Origin of the sequence: Streptosporangium sp. NPDC023963 (assembly GCF_040639135.1) — a bacterium.
Taxonomy (GTDB): Bacteria; Actinomycetota; Actinomycetes; order Streptosporangiales; family Streptosporangiaceae; genus Streptosporangium.
Window position 1 is genome coordinate 157,185 of sequence record NZ_JBEZZK010000012.1, and the last position, 18,915, is coordinate 176,099.

12 protein-coding genes are annotated in these 18,915 nt (G+C 72.1%); 10 read left to right on the forward strand and 2 right to left on the reverse strand.

Annotation, left to right across the window (positions count from 1 at the left end):
- Positions 1–171 precede the first annotated feature (171 nt).
- Positions 172–1,329, forward strand: coding sequence for a winged helix DNA-binding domain-containing protein (locus AB0F88_RS30385; RefSeq protein WP_362691621.1), 1,158 nt, complete (start codon positions 172–174; stop codon positions 1,327–1,329).
- Positions 1,330–1,377: 48 nt separating this feature from the next.
- On the opposite strand, the gene AB0F88_RS30390 is transcribed toward AB0F88_RS30385, so the two are convergent.
- Positions 1,378–3,015 (reverse strand): alpha/beta hydrolase, encoded by a 1,638-nt coding sequence (locus tag AB0F88_RS30390; protein WP_362691624.1) that lies wholly within the window; start codon positions 3,013–3,015, stop codon positions 1,378–1,380.
- A 537-nt stretch (positions 3,016–3,552) separates the two neighbouring features.
- On the opposite strand from AB0F88_RS30390, the gene AB0F88_RS30395 reads away from it, so the two are divergent.
- The 7 genes from AB0F88_RS30395 to AB0F88_RS30425 all read left to right on the forward strand — a co-directional run bounded on the left by AB0F88_RS30395 (position 3,553) and on the right by AB0F88_RS30425 (position 16,913).
- Entirely contained in the window at positions 3,553–4,218 is a 666-nt protein-coding gene (locus AB0F88_RS30395) for a VWA domain-containing protein (RefSeq protein WP_362691627.1), read from the forward strand.
- Entirely contained in the window at positions 4,215–5,585 is a 1,371-nt protein-coding gene (locus tag AB0F88_RS30400) for a hypothetical protein (RefSeq protein WP_362691630.1), read from the forward strand. The genes AB0F88_RS30395 and AB0F88_RS30400 overlap by 4 nt, the downstream gene beginning before the upstream one ends.
- A complete protein-coding gene (locus AB0F88_RS30405; protein WP_362691633.1) occupies positions 5,582–9,055 on the forward strand; it encodes an AAA domain-containing protein in 3,474 nt (1,157 codons plus the stop codon). The genes AB0F88_RS30400 and AB0F88_RS30405 overlap by 4 nt, the downstream gene beginning before the upstream one ends.
- A complete protein-coding gene (locus AB0F88_RS30410; RefSeq protein WP_362691636.1) occupies positions 9,036–10,658 on the forward strand; it encodes a hypothetical protein in 1,623 nt (540 codons plus the stop codon). The genes AB0F88_RS30405 and AB0F88_RS30410 overlap by 20 nt, the downstream gene beginning before the upstream one ends.
- A 100-nt stretch (positions 10,659–10,758) precedes the next feature.
- On the forward strand, positions 10,759–13,086 hold the full coding sequence (locus AB0F88_RS30415; protein ID WP_362691639.1) for an AAA family ATPase: 2,328 nt from the start codon (positions 10,759–10,761) through the stop codon (positions 13,084–13,086).
- A 4-nt stretch (positions 13,087–13,090) separates the two neighbouring features.
- Positions 13,091–15,394 carry a hypothetical protein gene (locus tag AB0F88_RS30420; protein ID WP_362691642.1) on the forward strand — a complete coding sequence of 768 codons (2,304 nt, stop codon included), beginning with the start codon at positions 13,091–13,093 and terminating at the stop codon, positions 15,392–15,394.
- Between the two features lie 334 nt (positions 15,395–15,728).
- Complete coding sequence (locus tag AB0F88_RS30425; RefSeq protein ID WP_362691645.1) at positions 15,729–16,913, forward strand: ice-binding family protein; 1,185 nt, start codon at positions 15,729–15,731, stop codon at positions 16,911–16,913.
- Positions 16,914–17,063: 150 nt separating this feature from the next.
- Here AB0F88_RS30425 and AB0F88_RS30430 read toward each other — a convergent pair whose 3' ends face one another.
- On the reverse strand, positions 17,064–17,519 hold the full coding sequence (locus tag AB0F88_RS30430) for an Lrp/AsnC family transcriptional regulator (RefSeq protein ID WP_362691648.1): 456 nt from the start codon (positions 17,517–17,519) through the stop codon (positions 17,064–17,066).
- A gap of 111 nt (positions 17,520–17,630) precedes the next feature.
- Between AB0F88_RS30430 and AB0F88_RS30435 the strand changes: the two genes are divergently transcribed.
- Together AB0F88_RS30435 and AB0F88_RS30440 are read left to right on the forward strand one after the other, a co-directional pair.
- Entirely contained in the window at positions 17,631–18,482 is an 852-nt protein-coding gene (locus AB0F88_RS30435; RefSeq protein WP_362691651.1) for an LLM class flavin-dependent oxidoreductase, read from the forward strand.
- Positions 18,479–18,904: a nucleoside deaminase gene (locus AB0F88_RS30440; protein WP_362691654.1), complete on the forward strand. Its 426-nt coding sequence runs from the start codon at positions 18,479–18,481 to the stop codon at positions 18,902–18,904. Before AB0F88_RS30435 ends, AB0F88_RS30440 begins: the two co-directional genes overlap by 4 nt.
- Positions 18,905–18,915 lie beyond the last annotated feature (11 nt).

The window sequence follows — 18,915 nt, forward strand, 5'->3', positions numbered from 1 at the left end:
GGCTGTCCCCTCCCGGCTGTCCCCTCTCCCGGCCGGCCCGTCCCGGCCGGCCCGTCCCGGCCGGCCCGTCCCGGACGGTCCGGACGCGCGGCGACGGGCGCGCGTGACCGGGTGGGGGCGGGCCGCAGGCGTCCGGGTTCGCCTCCACCCCACGGGGTAGAGGCGGGGACCATGAATCCACTCACCTGGGATCAGGTCCACGCGCGGCGGCTGGCCCGCCACCATCTCGTGAAACCCGTCTCCGGCGACCCGCGCGAACCCGTGCGCGACGTGTGCGGGGTGCAGTCGCAGGTCGCCGCCGCGGCCGAGCTGGCCATCGGGTCGCGGGTGAAGGACGCCACGCGGGAGCGGGTCCGCGCGGAGCTGTACGACAGCAAGCGCCTCGTCAAGACGTACAGCCTGCGCGGCACCCTGCACGTGCACGCCGCCGACGAGCTGGCGCTGTGGATGGCGGCGATGCGCTGGAAGCCCTACTGGCGCGCCAAGGGCGGCTGGCACGCCTACCACGGGCTCACCGCCAAGCAGGGCGCGGCGTTCGTCGACGCGGTCCGCGAGGCGCTGGACGGCGAGTGCCTGACCCGCGAGGAGCTGGCCGGGGAGGTCTCCGGGCGCGTCGGCGCGTGGGCCAGGGACAGGCTCGCCTCCAACTGGGGCGAGCTGCTGCGTCCCGTCGCCTACCTCGGCGTGCTCTGCTTCGGGCCGGTACGGGGCGCCAAGGTGACCTACGTCAGGCCCGACCGGTGGGCGGGGCTGAAGACCGAGGTCGGGGACCAGCCCGACCCGGAGGAGTCGGCGATGGAGATCGTGCGCCGCTACCTGCGCGCGTACGGCCCCGCCACCCACCAGGACCTGGCCCGCTGGTTCGCGCTCAGGCCGCCCGAGGCGCGCGAGGCGCTGGAGTCGCTCGGCGACGAGGTCGCCCGGGTCGAGGTCGAGGGGCGCGAGGCGTACGTCCTGGCCGCCGACGACGGCCACTGGCCGTCCGGCCCGGGCTGCCTCCGGCTGCTGCCGCAGTACGAGGCGTACGTCCTCGGCAGCGGTCCCAAGGAGGTCGTCGTGCCCAAGGACACCGCCGCGCGCGTCTTCGAACACGGCCGGGGCAGGTACGAGGGCGCGGTCGCCCACCAGATCATGCTGGTCGACGGGGTCGTCTCCGGGATGTGGGAACGCAGGGAGAAGGGCGGCAAGGTCGAGATCAGGCTGGAGTCGTTCGTCGAGCTCGACTCCGGCCGGACCAGGGAGCTGGAGAGGGAGGTCGAGCGCGTCGGCCGCTTCTACGGTGCCGAGGCCACCCTGTCCACGGGCAGGCTCACCGGCAGGAAGCGCTGAGTCCCTCCGGCGCCACCGCGCACGATCCCGGGTCCGCCGCGTTCCCGCTCACCGGGTGCAGCGCGCTCCGTTCCTGGGCGGGGTCAGGTCGACGAGGTAGCGGGTGACGGTGTCGTCGACACAGGAGGAGACGCCGGTGGCGTAGACGGTGTGCCCGTCGGCGTCGTAGGTCAGCAGCACGGCCGAGGGCATGTTCCCGGCGACCTCCCTGGCCCAGCGGTACGGGGTGCGCGCGTCCCGGGTGTGGCTGATCAGCACGATGGGCCCGGCGCCCCTGGCGCGGGCGGGGGTGGGCGCGACCGCGGGTGAGGGCAGGAAGGCGCAGGTCAGGTTGGTGCCGTCGGAGAGACGGTCGATGCGGCGGATCTGCCCTGCGAGCCGTTCGTAGTCCCTCAGGTCCCTGGAATGGGGACGGTCGAGGCAGCTGACCACGCTCGTCACCTCGTCGACGGGCAGGGACACCGAGGGGGCGCCGAGCCGGACCCGCAGGTCCGCGAGCGGGGCTCCGTCCCCGTCGGCCGCCGCGCCCAGCGCGGTGGACAGCTCCCGCCAGGAGGAGGGGTCGATGAGGGTGCCGCCGATCACCGCTCTCACGGTGTCGGCGTCGAGGTCGTACCTGCCCCCGCGCAGGGGCGTGGCCTTCGCCCGCGCGATCACCTTGTCGATGGCGGCGAGAACGCCCTTCGCGCTGCCGGCCGGGCAGGCCATCCGGGGATCGCGGGCGCACGCGCGGGCGAAGGAGTGCAGCGCCGCGGTGTGGGCCCTGGCGCCGTGGAGGGAGTCGGTGTCCCAGTTCAGGTGCGCGGTGTCGATGCCGTCGAGCACCATGGCGCGGACGCGGCGCGGGAAGCGGTCGGCGTAGCGCTGGCCGATGTTCGTGCCGTAGGAGTAGCCGAGGAAGCTGATCGTGTCCTGGCGCAGCGCCGCGCGCAGCAGCTCCAGGTCGGTGACGACGTTGGCGGTGCCGACGTGGGGCAGGACGTCCTTGCCGGTGCCACGGGCGCAGGCCTGGACGACGAGCCGGTAGTACGGCGCGACCTCACCGACCAGCGGCAGGTCGGCGCGGGGCTTCCCGATGGGTTTGTCGCCCGCCCGCAGGCTGCAGTCGATGGCGGGCCTGCTGCCGCCCACCCCGCGGGGGTCGAAGCCGACGACGTCGAAGCGCTCGCGGATCTGCGCGGGCCAGGTCTCGTGGAAGGTGCGCACCATCCAGGTGCCGGACTGTCCCGGCCCTCCGGCCGCGGCGACGAGCGTCCCGATCCGCTGGTCGGGCCTGCTCGCCGGGGCCTTGATCAGGGGAAGGGTGAAGGTCCTGCCGTTGCCGGGATCGGCGTAGTCGACGGGCACGGTGAGGGTCGCGCATCTGAACAGGCCGCACCGTCTCCACTTCGGCGCCTTCCTGATGAAACGTTCCAGGCGGGCGTCGGACGCGGGGCCGGGAGCCGTGGCGCCGGACAGGGCGCCGGACGGGGGACCGGACAGGGCGCCGGACGCGGAGCCGGGAGCCGCGGCGAGGGTCCTGGCGCCGGACGTGTTCGCCGCGCCGTTCGGTATGTCGGCGAAGGCGGGACCGGCACCGAGGCCCGCCGTGGCCGCCGCCGCGGTGGCCAGCGCCACCACGGCCCCGGCCCATCGGCGCCGGGCACCGCCTGTCCTCGCCGTTCCCATCGGCTTCTCGCCGTTCATGTTCTCTCCTTCGGGTCGGTCCTGATCGGTCCGCCCCACCTGCGGGTGGAGTCGAGGATCACCGGACGGCAGGAAAGAACTTCGGGGTGAGAAAATGAAGATCCTTCCGCTTCTATCTACCTTTGTAGGCATTTCGAGTTGCAGGCCGCTTTCGTAATGCTTGCCGGGCGGCTGTCGGCAGGAGTGGAAGTGGCCTGTCGGCTGATTCGCGGGGGCGGAGTGGCGTGCGAGCCGTCCGTGCCGCCGTGCCGTACGGACCGGTCGAGCCGGTCGAGCCGGGGACGCGCGCCGCCTGCCGAGCAGGGCGCTTGGATCTCGTGGGTGACATGCCGGCTATCGACCACTCGCGGTCACGTATTGGCCGAGGCTTATGCGACAAAACTAAAAGAAAGTCGGATTGCAGGGATGATGTCCGTTTTTATCTATTGATTAGATCTTGACTTTCCGTATGAACGTCGACAGCCTGTAAGGCTCTGCTTTTTCAGCTGATCAACATGAATTGGCGAGGTAACCTTGGCTCAGGCAACACCCCCCGATGTGCCTCTCTCACGTCCCAGCGCCGCCCCGCCCCGGGCCCTGCCCGTCATCGTGCTCGCCGACGTCAGCGGCAGCATGACGCAGCTGCGCAAGCTCGAGACGCTCAACGAGTCCATCGCCACGATGATCCGGAGCTTCGCCGCCGAGCGGCCCGTCCGGGGCGAGATCCAGGTCGGCGTCGTGGCCTTCGGCTGGCAGGGCGCGGTACTGCACCAACCTCCTGTTCCCGCCGCCGACCTGGAGTGGAGCGATCTCCGAGCCGGCGGCCGCACCCCCCTCGGCGCCGCGCTCGACCTGCTCACGGAGCTGCTCGCCGATGAGAAGGTGATCCCGCGGAACGCGTTCATGCCGACGCTGATCCTCGTGTCCGACGGAAAACCGACCGACGAGTGGGAGGAGCCGCTTCGGAGGTTGCTCGCCTCGCCGCGCGGAGGCAAGGCGATCAGGCTGGCCGTCGGCATCGGCCAGGACATGGACGACGACGACTTCCAGGTGTTGCGCGCGTTCATCGCCGACCCGTCGATCGAACCGCAACGCGCCGACCAGGTGCATCTTCTGAGCCGCTACTTCTCCTGGCTCACCATGAGCGTCAGCCGGCAGGCACGCGTGGGCCGGCAGTCCTCCGCGGAGATCGATTTCGACGAACTCGACGAGTTCCTGGCATGAACGACGCCGGGCGTCCGGTCGTCCGCGACGAGCAGGGACGGCCGCTTCCGCTGCTGCGCCGGATCGGGGCGGGAGGCCAGGCCGAGGTGTGGGCCTCGGAGGGAAGGGTGGCGGTCAAGCTGATGCATGCCCGGACGCCCCGGGTCGCGCAGCGGCTGCGCAGCCGGATCGGTGTGATCAGGCGGCTCGATCTCGGCGGCGTGCCGATCGCCCGCCCGCTGGCCATGCTGGCCGCACCGCACGTCGGGTACTCGATGGAACTCCTCGGCGACATGGTCGCGGTCGAGACGCTGGTGTCAACGCCCCGCGACCGTGACCTGCTCGACTGGTACGCCGAAACGGGAGGACTGCGGCGCCGGCTCCGGCTGCTGAGCCGCGCCGCGGACGCCTTCGCCGCGCTGCACGCCAAGGGCGTCGTCTACGCCGACCCTTCCCCGGGCAACGTGATGGTCTCCGACACCTCGCGGCACGAGGAGGTCCGCCTGGTCGACGTCGACTTCGTGCGGTCGGAGTCCGTCGTGCCGGACACCGTCGCGACCCCGGGGTATGCGGCGCCCGAGGTGCTGGATGGACGGTCCGGGGTGACCGGTGCCACCGACGCCTACGCCTTCGCCGTGATCGCCTTCGAGGTCCTCACCCTGACGCATCCGTTCATCGGCGACGCCGTCCTGGAAGGCGACGAGAGAATTCTCGAACACGCCTACAGCGGAAAACTGCCGTGGATCGACCACCCGGACGACCCGTCGAACCGCACGCGGTACGGCCTGCCGCGCGGGCGGTTGCTGACGCCGAAGCTGGGCGAGCTCGCCCGCCGGGCGTTCCAGGACGGGCTGAGCGACGTCAGGGCGCGCCCCACGGTCGCCGAGTGGCGTACGGCGCTGCGCTCGGCCGCCGATCTGACCCTGGCCTGCGCCGGTTGCCCGCAGTCGGTCGACATGCGGGCGCCCGCCTGTCCCTGGTGCGGCCTCCAGGCCCCCGACCCCCTCGTCGCCGTGGTGGAATTCGTCCGCTCGGGGATGCCGAAGCCCGCGCCCGCCGGTGAGACGCTGGCGGTACCGCCGGGGGCATGGCTCCCGATCACCGGGCGCACCTCGCGCATGGACGGGGTGGAGTACGACACCACCCCGGTGGCATGGCTGTACTGGCAGCCGGGACACCGGCTGACGATCAGGAACCCGGGGCCGGTGCCTGTCTGGCTGACATCGGCGGTCGACCAGGACGAGGGCCTGGTCATCGAACCCTCGGACGAACTGGCAGTGCCCGCGGATCAGGCCGCGCCGCGCTGGATCATCCGGTTCGGCCCGCCGGGAAGCCCGCACCGGATGCTGCGGTTCGCCCGCGTACGGCGATCGGCGGCCCGGTCGTGAAGCGGGCGCAGACGGCTCCGCTGCCGGGCGCCGAAGCCCTCGTCTGGCTCGACTGGCAGAGCGGTGACCGCCCGAGGCCCGGCGACGAGATAAGGCTGTGGTGGGCGCCGGACCGCCGGACCTTCGCCCGGACGCACGCCGCGGAGGCTCCGGTGGCGCCCACGCAGCGCGAGGACGGGGAGAAGCTGGAGTCGGTCAGACGCGGCGGAGCGCACTATGTCGCGATCGTTGTGGAGTCGCGCGAACTGACCAGGGGAAGGTCCCGGACGGCACGGCTCGGAGTGACGTTCTACCGGTACGACGCGGGCGGGACGCTGCCGGCGCAGGAGATCGCCGTCGACCACGACATCGCGAGGACGGTGGCCAGGTGGGAGGGTAGCCAGGCCTACGCGACGCAGACCGATCGGACGATCGGCTGGCTGAGAGAGTGCTTCCTGCTGCCCGCGGTGCCGCGCGCGCCGGCGGGCACGCCCGGACGTGTGATCATCTCGACGGCGGTCGGGGAGCACGGCGCGCCGACCGGCTACCGCCTCCACGGCAGGGGCTTCGTCGCCGACATCCGGACCAGGGACGGCCGCCTCCGCATGCAGCGGATCAGGCGTACCGCCAACGCCGACCTGGGCCGGCGTCTGCGGCTCGTCACCACGGGCGTCGACTTCGCGGACGTCTCCCATGTCGCCCAGATGCGCGCCGACATGGAGCGATGGATCGAACGGCTCACCGAGGGCAAGGGCCTCCTGGCGCTGTGGAACCAGTACAACCGGCTGGAGGCGCGCCATCTGCTGCGGCGGGTGGAGGAGACGGGGCACGTCACCTACCGGAGCTGGAGTCGGCTCGCGGGCGAGGTCTACCGGTTCGAGGTCGTCGCCACCGACGACCCCACGGGCCACCGGCGCTCCCTGCTGGAGCAGGCACGGCAGGCGCTCAAGGACGGCGACACCCTGGAACTGGAGGCGTCCAAGCGGTTGCCGCCCGTGCTGGCCAACCCCGGCACCGACCCCGGCACCGACCCCGGCACCGACGAGGAGGCCGCCGAGGCCGACGACTGGGAGGTGGTCCAGCAGCGGCTTGAGAAGCATCTGTTCAGCGGCACCGTCGTCGCGGTGGACGTCGCCGACGGCACGATCGACATCAGGCGGACCGAGTTGCAGCGCCGCGGCCCGGCGGGAGTCGGCGGCGACGAGACCGTCCAGCCGGAACATGGGGGATTCCTGTTCCGCTCGTTCCGCGGCGACCGCAGGCAACTGGCCCGGCGCAGGACGGCGTACGAACGAATCCTGCGCGGAGGGACAAACATCCCCAACCTGCTCGCACTCCTTGAAGGCGAGCAGGTCGTGGCGAATCCCTCGGAGCGGATCGAGCCACGCTCCGAGGCGACCTGGGCCATCTTCGGCGGCACCCCGACCGAGCGCCAGCAGCAGGCGATCGACGTGGCGCTCAACACCCCGGACATCGCGATCATCCAGGGGCCGCCGGGCACCGGGAAGACGGAGGTCATATCGGCGATCCAGACCCGGCTGGCCGAGTCCGGCAGGTCGTACGCCCACGTGCGCGGCAGCATCCTGCTGACCAGCTTCCAGCACGCCGCCGTCGAGGAGATGGCGGAGCGGTCCATGGTCTTCGGGATCCCGGCCAACAAGATCGACCGAGCCGACCGGGGCGCGGCCGTGCTCCGCGACCGGCTGCGGGACACGGCGGCCGCGCACCTCCCCGAGCGACTGGGCGAGCCGGGCGAGGCGGTGCTGACGCTGCGCCGGCTCAGCGGCCTCGTCGCCGGCTACTGGCTCACGCCACCGGCTCCCGACGGCACCGTGGAACTGCTGGAGGAGGTGCACGAGCGGACCCGCGCGCACATCACCGTCGCGCTGGCCGAGCGCCTGCGGGCGGCCTGCGACGAGCTGCGGATCACCCTGGCGGCCGCACCGCCGGGCGGGTGGAACGGGCCGGTGGACGAAACCCACGAACTCGCGCTGATGGCCGTACGCGCCCTGCGTACGACGCCGGAGGCCTTCGCCGACGACGGCCCGCAGGCGGCGGCCAAGGCGCTGCGCCGGCTACGCGCGATCACGACCGCGGACGGTGACGCGGACGGCGGTCCCCCCGCGGCGGATCTCACGCTTCTCGAACGGGTCGCGGACAGCGATCCCGATCACCCGCCGGTGCCGCAGGAGGACCTGGTCGCGCTGCGCGACCGCCTGATCGACCGCTTGCTGCCGCAGGCCGGGCCCGAGCCGGTGCGCGCCGCCGATCCGGCGGTCAACGACCTGCTCAACCAGGCCGTGGCGGAGATGGAGGAGTCTCTGCGCCGCACCCCCGACATGGGGGCGACGCTGGCCCTGGCCGACTATTACGAGGCCCTGCAGGGTGACCCGCTGGCCGTCGAGTGGACGCTGCGGGCCTACACCGCCTCGTACGCCACGACCTGCCAGCAGGCTGCCTCCCAGAAGGTGGTCGAGGCCAAGCAGGTGGACACCGACGAGGACGTCGTCTTCGACACCGTCGTCATCGACGAGGCGGCCCGCGCCAACCCCCTCGACCTGATGATCCCCATGGCGCTGGCGGCCCGCCGCATCGTTCTGGTCGGGGACCATCTCCAGCTCCCGCCCCTGCTGGAGCCCGACGTCGAACGGGCGCTCGTGCGGCAGGACGGGTCGACCCAGGAGGTGTTGCGGCAGAGCCTCTTCGAACGGCTGTTCCGCGCGCACGACAACAAGGGCTCGCCGGTCCGGCGGGTCGTCACCCTCAACGCGCAGTTCCGGATGCACAGCGTCCTGGGCGATTTCGTCAGCCGCAACTTCTACAGGAACACCCTGGGGTCTCCGCGCGGCACCGAGGGCTTCGCGCACGGCCTGCCGGAGTACGGCGAGGCGGTCGCCGTGTGGGCGGACGTCCCCGCCGACAGGGGCGGCGAGTTCCGGACCCGCAGCACCCATCGCCCCGCCGAGAGGGACTGGCTGGTGAAGCGGATTCCCGCGCTGCTCGAGGCCGCCCCGGACCTCAGGATCGGAGTCATGTCGTTCTACACCCGTCAGGTGCAGGAGATCGGCGACGCCCTGCAGCGCCTCGGCGTGGCCGCCCGCAACGACAAGGGGCACTACGAGGCGGCCGAACGGTATCGCCACGACAGCCGGGGCAGGCCGCTGAACCGGCTGCACATCGGCAGTGTCGACTCCTTCCAGGGCAAGCAGTTCGACATCGTCCTGCTCTCCGCCACCAGATCGGCGCCCCCCGGCGACGACACCCCGCCCGCGGATCCGGCGATGCACCGGCGCTGGGTGGGCCGCCGTTACGGCCACCTCACGTTGACCAACCGGCTCTGCGTGGCGATGAGCCGGCAGCGCCGGCTGCTGGTGGTGGTCGGTGACGCGGCCATGTTCGAGAAACCGCGCGCACCGGACGGGGTGGCGCCGCTCACCGACTTCCTGCTGCTGTGCCGTGAGGGAGGAGACCATGGCCGGTTCGTTTCGTAACCCCAGGTTCCTGTCGTTCATCGGTGACGGCCCGCTGATCCGCCAGGACAAGGACAGGCGGATCCATGTCACCGTCCCCGCCTGGGCCTACCGGGTCACCGCCCCTCTCGTCCCGCGTAGAGGTCTCGATCTCTTCCAGCGGGTCGTCCTCGGACTGTGCGAGACCGGCGTGCGCACCCCCCAGGGGGTGAGCGAGCTGACAGGGCTGCACGCGCGGCTGTGCGCGTACATCATCGACACCGCCAAGCGCGACGACCTGCTGGACCGCGGCGGCGAGCCCACCGAGCGGGGACGGGTGGCGCTGCGCACCGGCGCCGTCGACGAGGACACCGAGTGGGCGGTGCGCTACGTCTTCCACGACCCGGCGACCGGAGACCTGTGGCCGCGCACCGCCGAGCGGCTGCCGGACGTGTACGTCGTCCACCGGGAGGCCGACGACGTGGTCATGGATCTCGGGACGGCCGGGCGGCCCGCCAAGGTGCCGGCGCTGCGTATGGGGGCCGACGGCGAACGTCCCGGAACGCCGCACCCGGAACAGATCATGGAAGTCGTGCGCCGCGACCGGATGGCCCGGATCAACGCCCGCTCCCAGGAATTCGCGCGTAAACACCACCTGGCCGCACTCCAGGACATGGAGGAGGAGCAGACGGTCTACGGCGGCCGCGTCGCCACCGGAGAGCCGCTCGCCGAACTCGCCCGTGTCGCCCTCATCGGAGAACCGGAGCCGGTCGAGATCCTCGGCGTGATCGAGGCCGCCGGACCCGACCTGCCCGGCGAGGGCTGGGTCGCACACGACCCGTTCGGCGTCACCACCAACGCGATGTTCGGCCGGCTTGTCGAGCACTGGGCCACCAGCCGCCCGGAACTGGCGGAACGGCTGGACCGGCTGTTCAAGGCACAGGGAGAGGCGGTCGGCGCGGATCTGAAGGGTGCCACCAAGCGGGCCCGCGCGCAGGCCAAGGCGGAGCTGGTCATGGAGTTCGGCGCAAGGGTCCGCGAGGACGCCGGTGTGCTGGAGAAACTCGTCGACCTGCGGACCGCGTCCTACGACGGCGAGACCGATCAGGCGCTGCGCATGGCGGTGTGGGCGGCGTTCTCGCTTTTCGAGGAACTGTTCCACCGGCTGACGATCGCGTACCCGATGCCGGCGCACCACGCCGAGCCGCTCCGGAGGCGGGCGGCGGAGCGGCGGCGTCGCCGGCGTGACGGCCCCGATCCGCTGTGGACCGCGCCGGTGGCCAAGGAGACGATCAGGAAGGCCGCCGAACGGATCGGGGCCTTCGAGGTCCCCTACTCCGTGCTGAACACCGGGTCGGACACCCTCGGAGAGCTGGCCGGCGAACCGAGGCCGCCGGACGGAACGAAGATCGGGGTGCTCATCGCGGCCACCCTGATCAGCGCAGAGGCGCGGGACGACCACCCGATGCGCCGCATGATCGCACACCGGAGCGACGTGCTCTTCGGTTACGACCAGCTGCGCCAGATGCGCAACGGCCAGCTGCACCGGCTCGGAAGGCAGTCCGTCGCCGAAGACCTGAAGTGGTGCAAGGAACTCGGGGAGCAGGCGGCCTCGGAGCTGTTGGAGCTCCCTCCCGTCTCGTGACCGGCACGCCGGCCGGCGGCACCCGGGACGCACACATCGGCAGCACTCACGGGCCGCACAGCACCCGTACGGCTCGAAAGACTTCACGAAGGGGCACTGAATGGGCAAGGGCAGAGGGTCGAAGGCGCAGGCACAGCGCATGGGGACGGTGGCCGGCGGCAGGGCGAACACCACCCGCAGACCCGCCGGGCCGGTCAACCGGAGGGAACTGGCCGAAGCCCTGCCCAAGGTGACCGCCGAGGCGGCCGAAGCGGTGGGCGGTGCCGAGAACCTGCCGGAGCCGGCCGAACCGCCCGCCGACGCCGACTACCTCGCCGTCGACAGGCTGTGGCGGCAGATCGACCAGGTCAAGAGGGCGTACGAGGCCGCCACCGGCCGGGCCGAGAACGCGCGACACGCGCTCGAGAAGGCCGAACAGGACCTTGAGGACGCGCGGCACGAACTGCGGGCAGCCGAGAAGGCGATCGGTGAACGCGGGTGCGAACTCGACGAACGGGAACGCGGCATCGCCGGCCGCGAGGCGGAGGGGGCCGCCAGGATCGCCAGGATGACCGAGGAACTGCGCCTGCGGCTGGTCGAGTGCGGTGAGCGCGAGGAACGCCTGGCCGAGCTCGAACTGCGGGCGGCGCGGCAGGAGGAGGAGGCTCGGAGCAGGGCCGGGGCCGCCGTCCGCGCCGCGCTGGCCGACGCCCGCGCCGAACTCGACAGGGAAGGTGCGCGACTCGACGAGAAGCGCGGCGAGCTGCGCGCCGAGGAACGGCGCCTGAAGATCGAGCGAGAGGACCTCGAGGATTCCAGGCAGCTCGTCGAGCAGCGGATCGAACGGTCCGCCGAGCAGCTCGCCGAGCAGGACCGGCTGAGGCTCCAGGCGCTGCAGCGACGACACGACGACATGGTCGCGGACTACAAGCTGCTGGAGCAGCGGCTGGCCGGTCATGAACGGCTGCGCCTGGCGCTCGGTGGCCGCGAGCCCGAACACGTCGTCGCGGACCTTCAGCGGCTGCAGGAGGAGAACACCACTCTTCGCGGCCACCGGCCGCCCGCCGAGGTCAAGGCCGAGCTGAACCGGCTGCGCGAGGCCGAGCAGCGCTGGCAGGAGGACCACGCCTTCTTCATGCAGGAGAACTCCGGCCTGCAGCGGCAGCTCTCCGCGTACCAGATCACCGCGATGGAGCTGGAGCGGCAGGAGCTGGTCAAGCAGGCGCTGGCCGCCAACGTCGAGGCCTACAAGGACGAGGTCGCCCGGCTGAAGGAGAACGCCGAAGGGCTCAGGCGGAGCAAGGAGAGCGAGTCTCCCTTCCCCGCGTGCGCCGAGATGGACGCGCTCCACGCCGGGGAACGCGACGATCTGGTGGACGAGCTGCCGCCGATCGACGAGTTCGTCCACCGGCTGCGGCACGTCATCGCCCAGCAGGAGAGGCTGTTCTACGCGGAGTCCGACCTGCGGATCTTCCTCGCCGGGCTCGCCGCCACCCGCCTGCACCTGCTGCAGGGCGCCAGCGGCATCGGCAAGACGCAACTTCCGCTGGCGTTCGCCAAGGCCCTGCAGGCGCATGCCGAGACCGTGCCGGTCGGCGCCGACTGGCGCACACCGCAGGACCTGACCGGCTACTACAACGCCTTCGAACGACGGTTCCACGAGTCGAAGTTCACCAAGGCGCTCTACCGGGCCAACTGCCCGGAGCACCGGTCCCAGCCGTTCCTCATCGTCCTCGACGAGATGAACCTGTCCCACCCCGAGCAGTACTTCAGCGATGTGCTGCACGTGCTCGAGCTCAGGTCGCGGACGGCCGGCGGGCAGATCGGGCTCGACCTGATGACGGCGAGGGTCGAGCCGGCGCCGCGCGGGCTGGTCGACGGGATCAGACTGCCCCTGCCGCGGAACGTCTGGTTCATCGGCACGGCCAATCAGGACGAGACCACGGTGGGCTTCGCGGAGAAGACGCTTGACCGGTCCAACGTCATCGAGCTGCCCGCGCAACCGGAACACTTCGAGTACGAGCGGACCGAGCCGTTCCCGCCGTTCTCGTTCAAAGCGCTGAACCGGGCCTTCGCCGCGGCACGGAAACGGCACGAGCGGTCCGCCCATCTGGTGCGCGCCCTCCTGGGCGGCGACCTGGGCGACAGGCTGCGGCGGGACTTCCGGATCTCCACCGGGCCGCGGGGCGTCAAGCAGCTCTCGTGGTTCGTCCCCGTGGTTGTCGACGCCGGGGGAACCGTCCGGGAGGCCGCGGACCACGCGCTGGCGATGAAGGTGCTGCGGAAGGTCCGCGGCCGTTACGAGTTCCGCAGCGACACCATCAGGGCCCTCCGCGACGAGCTTCCGAAGTTCTGGGCCGAACTGCCCGCCGCGGAGGGCGACCCCGACCGCCCGGTCCGGGCCATCGAGCTGCTCAACGACGAGCTGCACCACCGAGGGGAGGCGTGACGCCATGCGGGTGAGGCTCTGGGACCGGCTCCTCGACCGCGAGGCCGACCCGCCGCCCTCGGGGCCGGTGCCGATCGGGCGATACGTTTTCGTCGGCGCCGAGCAGGGCGCGCCGGGCGGCGGGAGCGCCTCGGGCAGGCGCGGGCCTTCCGGCGGGCGAGGCGTTTCCGGCCCGCGCGGTCCCTCCGGCGGGCGCGACCTGTCCCTGGCGGGCCGTCGCGTCCGGTCCGGCGATCATCTCGTCGCCATCGGCGACTGGACGCTGTGGGACGAGGACCGGCGGCAGGCCACGCACGGTGCCTGCGACCCGTGCGCGCTGCCCGACGAGGTGACCGAACACGCCGTCCTCGGCGTGGCGGCCGGACTCGAGCGGCTCGGCGCCGAACCGGCCGATCGGTGGCTGCGGGAAAGCCCGCTGCTCGGCGACACCGAGATCGGGCCACGGCTGCGGCGGCGCAGGATGGACGACGAGATCGGCGAGCATCTCGACGCGCTGCGCGCGGTGTGCCACGACCCTGCCGACCGGCTGCGGGTCGTGAACCGGCTGGTGCCGGTGGGCCTGGCACGGCGGATCACGCCCGCGACGATCACCCGGCTGGCGGGGCACAGCGAGGACTGGAACCGGCTGCGGCCGGACGGCGTCGAGCCGAAAGTGGTCCTCGCGTCCTCGCGTGAGCAGAACCTGGACTTCTACGAGAACCGCGTCGCCGCCCGGCTGGTCGACCACCTCTGGGGTGACGTCGTGGCCCGGCTGAACGCCGTGGCGCGCATCGACGAGATGTTCAGCGACCTTGACCGCTACGTCGCGGACGCCGTCGACCGGCCGTGGCGGCAGCAGGGCAAGCTGTTCGACCTGATCGAGGGGGTCGTGGCGAACGAGACGTGGAAGGACCTGGCCGCGGGGAGACGCAAGGAGCTCGGCGCGGTCAGGGACGCCCTCGTCGCGCTGCGCGGTGGCGGCGTCCTGCCGGGAGTCAACCGGCAGGCCGAGATCGGGACCGCGCTTCGGGCCACGAACCTCTTCGTCAACGAGGGACGCTACCGCCGGGTGCGCGACCTGTGGCAGGCGTGGGTGAACGACCGTACCGGGAGGGACCGGGAGGACGCCCCCTCGGCCCGGATCCAGGACTGGTGCCGGGGGTTCACCGTCTACACCGGTCTGCTGCTCCTCCACGCGCTCGACCACCTCGGCCTGCTCGGCGGGCCGGGCGGGTCAGGTGAGCCCGCGGGGACGGGGGGAGCGTCGCCGTTCACCCGCGGCGGACCGCCGATCCGGCTGGGCGCCGGGGACGTCGCGGCCACGGGCGCGGCTGTGACCCTCGCGTGGCTGCCCACAGAGGTTTTCGAGCTAGCCGTCGGAGGGCGGCCGGTGCTCCGCGTCCTGGCTCTCCCGCACGCCCTCACCGGTCATGGCCGGACGTCGGCCACCCGGGACGAGACGGAGCGGCTGATAACCGAGAAACCCGGGATCCCCACCCTGATCGTCTACCCGGGTACGCTCGAGGAGCGGCGGGCGCTGCCGGAACGGCTACGCCTGGAGGTCTTCTCCGGCTGCGACGCGCCTGTGCCCTGGAGGCGCGGCGACGTGGGGCTGCTGCCGGTCTCGCCGATGGAGATCGACAGTGTGGTCAGGCTCGCCCGGAGCCTGTACAGCGTTCTCGCCCGGGAGCGGCACCGCGACCACCCGCTCTCCGTACGGTGCCGCGAGGCGTACGCGCGGGAGGTCGGCGATGGCGCGGACTGGCTTCGGGTCGAGCAGGCCGGACTCCTCGTCACACGGCCCCCCGCGCCCGGCGAACTGGCCGCCGCCCGCGCGAGGCTGCAGTCGCTGAAGGCCCGGGTCGCCGGTCGCCCGGACGGCGCCGGAGAGGCGGAACTCCTGGACCGGGTGGCGGACGAGCTGACCGCGGCCGCCGAGACCCTCGCCGAGTACACGAGGTGCCCGGTCTGCCTGCAGCGGAGGACGGATCCCTGGCGGGCGTACCGGTCCAGGCGGGACGGCACCTACTCGTGCGAGTGCCCGCAGGGCCACGCCCGCTGGGAACTGCGGCGGTGCGCGTCGTGCACCCGGCCCTATCCCGTCATCAGTGCCGAGCCTGTGCCGGAGGGCGTCGAATTCGACGGTGACGGCGTCGACCGGCTGCTCGGCAGCCACATCGTCTCGATGCCCTGCAGGCTGCGCCCCTCCATCTTCCTCTGCCCGTCGTGCGGCACCTGCGGAGTGGCCTTCGCCGGGAAAGGAGACGGGTGCCGAAGGTGCTGCCCCGAAGGGCGGGAGGTCGCGACCGACCGGGCGGCGGAATCCTGATCACGCGTACGGGCGATGTCCGCGGCCGCCCGGTTCCTCGAACCCGGGAAGTGATTTACAGCTGCACTTTCCTATAAGTGTGTCAAACGTTTTTATTTACCGCTAAAACGACCATCATCGCTGGTGGAAGGCGAGCCGGCGTCAAGGGCAATCGCATGTATGTCGTATAACGAGTGCGGCTTCGTCGATCGGTAAGGTCGGAAGGAGTGGTGCATCGCTGGAAATGCGCCTCGACGGGGCAGTTTTACAAGAAAAGGAAAACATCATGATGGAGGCCGTTCGACCTCGTGTGGCGCCGCGAAACACCGTTCGTTCCCGGCCGGCGGGGGTCCTCGTGGCCGTGGTCGCGCTGGTGGCCGTCGCCGTGACCCCCGCGGCCGCGAGCGCGGCGGCTGTGGCCCCGGTGGCCCCGGTGGCCCCGGTGAGCGCGGGCGCGGTGGCTCTCACCCCGGCGGCCGCGGGCGCGCCGGTGCCGGTGCCGGTGCCGCTCGGCGCGGCCGCGAACTTCGTGGTCCTGGGCCGCGACGTCGTCAGGAACACCGGTCCCACCGTCGTCACCGGGGGCCTCGGGGCGCGGCCGGGCGCGACGCTGAGCGGCTTCCCGTCCGGCACCGTCCCGCAGGCCGACGCCACCGCCCAGCAGGCCCAGACGGATCTGACCGCCGCCTACGACGACACCGCGGGCCGGCCCGCCGACGCCACCGTCCCGGCGGAGCTCGGCGGGACCACCGTGACGCCCGGCGTCTACGCCTCCGCCTCGGGGACCTTCCGGCTCACCGGCACCCTGACCCTCGACGCGCAGGGCGACCCGGACGCCGTCTTCATCTTCAAGGCCGCCTCCACCCTCGTCACCGCGCCCGCCAGCACGGTGACCCTCGTCAACGGCGCCCAGGCGGCCAACGTCTTCTGGCAGGTCGGCACCTCGGCCACGCTGGGAACCGGCTCCGCCTTTTCCGGGAACGTCCTCGCGCTGAGCGCGATCACCGCGACCACCGGTGCGACCGTGGTCGGCCGCCTGCTGAGCCGCGGCGCGATCACCCTGGACACGAACACCGTCGTACGGCCCTTCGCGCAGCTCTGCGGGACGGCGACGACCACGACCACGTTGACCTCCACGTGTCCCTCGGGAGACGGCGGCCCGATCACCTTCACCGCCAGGGTGACCTCCTCGGACGCGACCGTTCCCACGGGGCAGGTCGGCTTCGCCACCGACGGGGCGAAGCTGGGCACGGCCCAGCTCGGCGCGGGCGGCGTCGCCACCCTGACCGTCTCGGACCTGCCCGCGGGGGTGAACCGTGTCGTCGCCACCTACGCGGGCACGGACCAGCTCGATCCCAGCAGCTCACCGGTACTGATCCAGCGCGCGGACCTCGGATGTCCCTGCCTGGGACCCCTGCCGGTGGGAAGCGGTGAGCAAGACGGCGCCCGCCGCGACGACCACGCAGGCCCCGCGGCGGAAAGGAAGGGCCGCACCCGGATCACGGCCGTCGCGACCGGCTGCGGCGCCCGCCGTTCCTAGCCCTCCCGGGCGGCGGCGACGCGGGAACCGGCACGGGCGGCCGCGGGAGTCTCCCGCTCGACAAGGGGAGAAGGTCGCCGGCGCCCCGACCAGCGCCGTGGGAGTCTCCCGCTCGCCAGAGCGAGGAGGTCGACGGCGCCGGCGCCCCGGTCAGCCCGGCCGGGGGTCCCGCGGGCCGCGGTAGGGCAGCGTCCGGCTGTAGACGAGGTTGGTGGTGGTGCTGCCCAGCAGGGCCAGCTCGTTGACGAGCTCTTCGAGGTGGCCCATGGAGGTCGCGGCCACCTTCAGCATGTAGCAGTCGTCGCCGGTGGTCCGCAGGCACTCCAGGATCTCGGGGCGCTCGTCGAGCAGCCGGTGCAGCGGCTGGTGCCGGCTGCCCGGATACTTCAGGCGCACGACGGCCAGCACGGGGAAACCGGCCTTCTCCAGGTCGACGTTCGCGTGGTAGCCGGTGATGACGCCCGTCGCCTCCAGCCGCCTGACCCGCTCGGTCGTGGCCGAGGCGCTGAGGTTCACCCGCCGCCCCAGCTCGGTGATCGGGATGCGGCCGTCCCGCTGGACCTCGACCAGGATCGACCAGTCGGTCGCGTCAAGACTCTCGGCCATCCGGCAAAGATACCGGCATATCAACGGCATACGGCGCCGTACACCGGGATGAATCCCTTCCGGCCGGGGATGATCACTCGATAGCCTGACAGGGTGAAAATAGGCGTTAACGTGCTGAACTTTGGACCCGGCACCGACCCCGGGACGCTGCGCGACTGGGCGCGGACGGTGGAGGGCCTGGGCTTCGATCTGCTCATGGTCTCCGACCACGTCGTGATCACCCCCGATGTCGCCGAGCAGTACCCGGCGCCGTTCTACGAGCCCTTCACCACCCTCGCCTGGCTGGCCGGAGTCACCGACGGGATCCGGCTCGGCACCACGGTGCTCATCGTGCCGTACCGCCACCCGCTGCTCGTCGCCCGGATGGCCGCCAACCTCAACGGGCTCAGCGGCGGGCGGCTCGTCCTCGGCGTGGGCATCGGCTGGGCGCGGCAGGAGTTCGAGGCGCTCGGGGTGCCGTTCGAGCGGCGCGGGGCGCTGACCGACGACCATCTCCGGGCGATGCGCTCCGCCTGGGACGACGAGGCGGACTACGGGGCCGGGCGGATACCGGTCTGGGTCGGCGGCAACGGCGACGCCGGCCTGCGCCGGGCGGTGCGCCTCGGTGAGGCCTGGCACCCGCTGCGCCTCACCCTCGGCCGGATGCGCGAGGCGCTGGACCGGCTGAAGGTCATCGCGGACGAGGAGAGCCGGCCGGTGCCCGGTTTCGCGCCCCGCATCGCGCTGCGGCTCACCGAGTCCCCGATCACCGATCCCGGGCGGCTCGCCGGCGAGGGCACGATCGACCAGGTCCTCGACGACCTCGAACGGCTGCGCCTGCTCGGCGCCGACACCGTCGTGCTCGACCCGTTCGACGGCGACCCGGAGGAGACGCGCCACCCGGAGGTGGCCTGGCAGGCGCTCGCGACCGTGGCCGCCCGCTGGGATCTGCGCACCCGTCAATCAAGAACAGGACAATCATGACGAACGACGACGAGAAGTATCTCCGCCGGGCCATCGAGCTCGCCGCCGGGGCGCGGGCGGGCGGAGAGGCCCCGTTCGGGTCGCTGCTGGTGGGCCCGGACGGCACCGTCCTCGCCGAGGACCACAACACGGTCCTCGGCGACCGTGACATCAGCGCCCATCCCGAGCTGAAGCTGGCCAGGTGGGCGGCCCGCGAGCTCGACCCCGGCGTCGCGGCCGCCACGACCATGTACACCAGCTGCCAGCCCTGCCCCATGTGCGCGGGCGCCATCGCACGCTCCGGCCTCGGCCGCGTCGTGTTCGCGCTCTCCAACGAGCAGTTCGCGGGCCTCAAGCCGGGAGGCGGCTGGCCGCACGTGCCCCAGGAGGGCCCCGCGCTGTTCGACGAGGCGCGCGTCCCGGTGGAGGGCTACTACGTCTGATCGGTCCGCCC